Here is a 4,589-nt window from a genome sequence, read left to right as displayed (position 1 = left end):
GTATTGAAACGTTACAATTATCTTAAATTTAGCAGAGAAAGGAACTAAATATGCCAAAAGATAGTCAACCAGATAATAAACAAGCTAGAATGGAAAAAGCAAATGGTCAGACACCAATTACGAGAGAAAACCAAGACCAGAATCCCAACGCAAAGAAAAAGTCTATACCAGGTAATGATGTCTAAGACAATATTGTAATTAGTATTATGGATAAGCAGATATCTCAGTAAAGAGTCTGCTTATTTTTTTAGAATGGTTTGATCATCAAACATTGTAATACTACATATATCTTGTTGTAAAAAGAATTAAAATGAACCAACCTCATCATTGTGACAATATATCTATGAAGAGGTTTTTTGCTGGCGCCGCAAACCATTCAAGGATATGAAAAGGAGATGCTTGTGAATACGAGAGAGATAAGTGAATTAGTTGAAATGCATGGGAAGGCCATATACACATTCTGTTGTAGTTTGACACACAATAAAATTGAAGCAGACGATTTGTATCAAGAGACATTACTGAAAGCACTAGAACGTAAGGGAAAGATACAGCAGTGTGAAAATCCAAAGAGTTATTTTCTATCAATTGCAATTGGAATATGGAAGAATAATAAAAGAAAATATGCCAGAAGGCAGAGAATTGCTCCAACAGAGTCCCTTAATGAGAATGTTGGGCTGGAAGAAAATACCTTGTATGTGGAACTTGCCAAATCGAATACGACAGAAGATCAAATTATAAATAAAGAGAAGTGTCAAATTATAAGAAATGAAGTAAAGAAGCTTAATGACAAACTACAAGTACCATTGTATCTATACTATACACTAGAGAATCCTGTTGAGAATATAGCTAATATTATGTAAATTCCTGCAGGTTCAGTAAAAAGCTGACTCTTTAAAGAAAGAAAAGATATGAAGTCAAAGATGGAGGAACACGGTTATGAAGGATGATAAACACATTGATATGTTATTAAAACAAGCGTTATCGGATAAGAAAGAGCCAGATGCCCTCCTGAATCAAACGATTATATCAAAGGTAAAGGAGAGTAATGGTATGAGTAAGAAGAGAAAAATTCCAATGGTGGCAGCGGCAGCATTGACAATACTAGTGCTATCGGGTACAGCTTATGCAGCATCAAGATTTTTAGCAACAGAAAAGGTAGCAGAAAAATTTGAAAACTATAAGTTAGCAGATGCTTTTAAGAGTAAAGATGCAGTGTCTATTAATCAAACTGTACAGGCAGGCAAATATGATATTACACTGTTGGGCATAGTTTCAGGAAGTGGAATCTCAGATTTTATATCGATGGGTGACGGAGAAGTATTGCTAGACCGTACGTATGCGGTAGTTGCAATAGCTAATACAGACGGGACACCGATGCCTTCAACAAGTGATGATAATTATGGTAAGGAATCTTTCTTTGTGTCACCATTAATAAAAGGACTGAATCCATGGCAATATAATGTTGTTACAATGAATGGTGGTTATCAGGATATTGTAGAAGATGGGATAATGTATCGTTTAATGGAATGCAATAATGTTGAAATATTTGCGGATCGAGGTCTTTATCTGTGTGTTAGCGATACAATGTTCTATAATGTGGAGGCATATAATTATGATGAGGTAACGGGAGAGATTACACCTAACCCACAATATGAAGGAATTAATGTATTGTTTGACTTACCAATAGATGTTTCGAAGGCAGATCATGAAAAAGCAGAATCTTATATTAATGAAAAGGAAATGATGAATGAGGAACAAAGTTTGGAAGAAGGAAATGAAAAAAGCAATAAGGCAGATAAAACAGAGAAGAATGAAGAGGAAAATGTAGAGGATAAACTAGCTGATGCTATATTACTAGAAGACTCGGTTAAGGAATTAATTGCAGATGAAGATGGAGCTGCAACGTATAAGTATGAGGCTAAAGATGGATCTGGAGTAGATTTGTATGTGAAGCTAAATGATGTATTTGCGGGAATCGATGAGGGATTTTCACCACAAACAATTGAAATTGGTGATAAAGAGAGTAAATCGTATTTAGTTGCCTATCGTAAAGATGCAGATGGGAAGATGTATGGAATGATGTATCAATTTAAGTAATATAGTTAATTTGATTACTCTGTGATGAAAAAGTATAGATAAGGGAGGAAGGTGTAACGTAGCCGTCCTTCCTTATTTATGCTTTTCTTCAGAAAGTATGGAACTAATTTTATTTTTTAATCGTCTTATTGTTATATGGATAGATAATCCAATTTAATACATGATTTTAATATAAGAAAGATTAAAAGGAGGAGTAAAGTATGAAAAAAAAGAGTATGAAAAAGAGGGTAATTTGTACAGTGGTAATTGTATCGTTGATTTTTACAATGGTAGGTTGTAGTAAATCATCAAAGGATAATACAAACATGTCTACCGTTGAGTCAGAAGATTCTAGTGCTGATATTAGCACTGACAGTAGCACTGGTAGTAGTAATGGTAGCTATAAAACAAATGATACGTACGTTGATTCTAGTGAATCGGCATGGGGGAAATAGAATCTGCCACAGAAAGTTATGATAGTTCACTAGATACGGAAGATGATTACTATTATTCTAACGGTTCGGGTGAAGAATATAATAACTATGAAGAGAATGATTTTACAGCAGTTTCAGAAGAAAGTTTGTCAACATTCTCAGCAGATGTTGATACAGCGTCTTATAGTAATTTGAGAAGAATGATAAATGATGGATATATTTATGATCAAGATGCAATTCGGGTAGAAGAGATGTTGAACTATTTTGATTATGATTATAAAGGACCGTCTGGTAAGGAGCCATTTGGCGTTAATGTGCAAATAGGGAAATGCCCTTGGAATTCAGAAACATTACTTATGATGGTGGGAATGCAGACAGATGAAATTGATTTCTCTGAAGGACCTAATTCTAATCTAGTATTTTTGTTAGATGTTTCAGGTTCAATGAATGATCCAGATAAACTACCATTGATGCAACAGGCATTTTGTATGCTAGCTGAAAATCTTACAAGTAAAGATCGTGTTTCAATTGTAACTTATGCAGGAGAAGATGCTGTTATTTTAGAAGGCGCTAAGGGAAGTAAGACAAATCTAATTATTGATAAGATAACAAATCTAGAAGCGGGTGGAAGTACAGCAGGTAGTGCAGGGATTCAAACAGCATATGAAATTGCGGAGAAATATTTTATTAGAGGTGGGAATAACCGCGTAATACTTGCTACAGATGGAGATTTGAATGTTGGATTGACAACGGAATATGAATTAACAGAATTAATAACCGAGAAAAGAGAAAGTGGAATAAATCTATCCGTATTAGGCTTTGGAACAGGAAATATTAAGGACAATAATATGGAGGCTCTTGCAGATAACGGAAATGGAAATTATGCTTATATAGATTCGGTTTACGAAGCTAAGAAGGTATTAGTAGATGAACTTGGAGCTAATATGGTAACTGTAGCCAAAGATGTAAAATTCCAAGTAGAATTTAATCCAGATCAAATTAAAGGATATCGACTAATTGGTTATGAAAACCGTGTTCTTGAAGCTCGAGATTTTGAAGATGATGAGAAAGATGCGGGGGAAGTAGGAGCAGGACATTCCGTAACGGTTATGTATGAATTGGTTCCTGTATCAAGTGAGATGGAACTAGATGAGAAAGTAAACGGAACGAGATATAATACATCAGATGAGAAATACAAGGACGAATTATTGACTATAAATGTGCGTTATAAAGAACCTAACAAAGATAATAGTAAATTGTTAACATATCCGATTACTACGAAAGCATATACTAATAAAACAAGTGATGATTGGAAATTTGCTTCCTGCGTCGCAGAATTTGCAATGATATTAAAGAATAGTCCATTTCTTGATAATGGATCGATGAACCATCTTACTAAAAGACTAAATCGATTAAAGCTTAAGGATGGCTATAAGAAAGAGTTTGTTCAGATGGTGAATACAGTAGCTGAATGGGATTATTATGAATAGTGAATAGTAGGGGAAAAAAGAACAACTTTTCTGAGCTGAATGCCATATGTGAATATATATTCACATATGGCAAAGCTATGAAAAGTTGTTTTTTAAATTTGAATTCCAATGTATTCCAAAAGTCTAAGATAATATGTTCAAAAAAGGAAATATTTCGCTATATACTTGACAAAAGAAAAAGAAAAAAATAAAATTAAATTAACTAAAATAAATTTAAAAAAAGTAAATATTTGAAAAAAAATAAGTCTTAGATAAAGCGGGAAGGGAAATAATATGGCAAAATCGGTTAAATTAGCAGATTTAGCTGCAGTCTTGAAAGTCAGCACAGTAACAGTATCAAAAGCACTTTCGAATCAAAAAGGAGTAAGTGATGAACTACGAGAAAGGATTAAGAAGTTAGCTGTTGAGATGGGGTACCGTCATCCTTCTACCATAAAGAAAGCTGATGTAAGTGGTGGATATAATATAGGTATAATAATTGCAGATAAGTTTTTAGAAAAATTCAATTCTTTTTATTGGCAAATGTATCAAGGGGTTACAACGAAAGTTGCTATGAAAAATTGCTTTTCTATGTTAGAAGTAATTAGTG

At 33.6% G+C, this 4,589-nt stretch carries 6 protein-coding genes; all 6 read left to right on the top strand.

Annotated features, from left to right (window positions below; genetic code table 11):
* Nucleotides 1-50: 50 nt before the first annotated feature.
* Nucleotides 51-185: a hypothetical protein gene (locus tag ACW2QF_RS07140; protein WP_455715309.1), complete on the top strand. Its 135-nt coding sequence runs from the start codon at nt 51-53 to the stop codon at nt 183-185.
* 171 nt (nt 186-356) lie between these two features.
* Nucleotides 357-860 (top strand): RNA polymerase sigma factor, encoded by a 504-nt coding sequence (locus ACW2QF_RS07135; RefSeq protein ID WP_455715308.1) that lies wholly within the window; start codon nt 357-359, stop codon nt 858-860.
* 76 nt (nt 861-936) lie between these two features.
* Nucleotides 937-2,097, top strand: coding sequence for a hypothetical protein (locus tag ACW2QF_RS07130; RefSeq protein ID WP_455715307.1), 1,161 nt, complete (start codon nt 937-939; stop codon nt 2,095-2,097).
* A gap of 200 nt (nt 2,098-2,297) precedes the next feature.
* Nucleotides 2,298-2,531, top strand: coding sequence for a hypothetical protein (locus ACW2QF_RS07125; protein WP_455715306.1), 234 nt, complete (start codon nt 2,298-2,300; stop codon nt 2,529-2,531).
* Complete coding sequence (locus tag ACW2QF_RS07120; RefSeq protein ID WP_455715305.1) at nt 2,519-4,000, top strand: vWA domain-containing protein; 1,482 nt, start codon at nt 2,519-2,521, stop codon at nt 3,998-4,000. Before ACW2QF_RS07125 ends, ACW2QF_RS07120 begins: the two co-directional genes overlap by 13 nt.
* A gap of 273 nt (nt 4,001-4,273) precedes the next feature.
* Nucleotides 4,274-4,589, top strand: a 316-nt coding sequence (locus tag ACW2QF_RS07115) for a LacI family DNA-binding transcriptional regulator (protein ID WP_455715304.1), incomplete at its 3' end; no start/stop codon positions are given.

Source organism: Anaerosporobacter sp. (genome assembly GCF_965301125.1).
This window is presented reverse-complemented; position numbering and strand designations above follow the sequence as displayed.

What these genes read in the sequence shown, in the direction of transcription:
- ACW2QF_RS07140 (WP_455715309.1), top strand. Translation starts at nt 51, where the DNA reads ATGCCAAAAGATAGTCAACCAGATAATAAACAAGCTAGAATGGAAAAA.
- ACW2QF_RS07130 (WP_455715307.1), top strand. Translation starts at nt 937, where the DNA reads ATGAAGGATGATAAACACATTGATATGTTATTAAAACAAGCGTTATCG.
- ACW2QF_RS07125 (WP_455715306.1), top strand. Translation starts at nt 2,298, where the DNA reads ATGAAAAAAAAGAGTATGAAAAAGAGGGTAATTTGTACAGTGGTAATT.
- ACW2QF_RS07120 (WP_455715305.1), top strand. Translation starts at nt 2,519, where the DNA reads ATGGGGGAAATAGAATCTGCCACAGAAAGTTATGATAGTTCACTAGAT.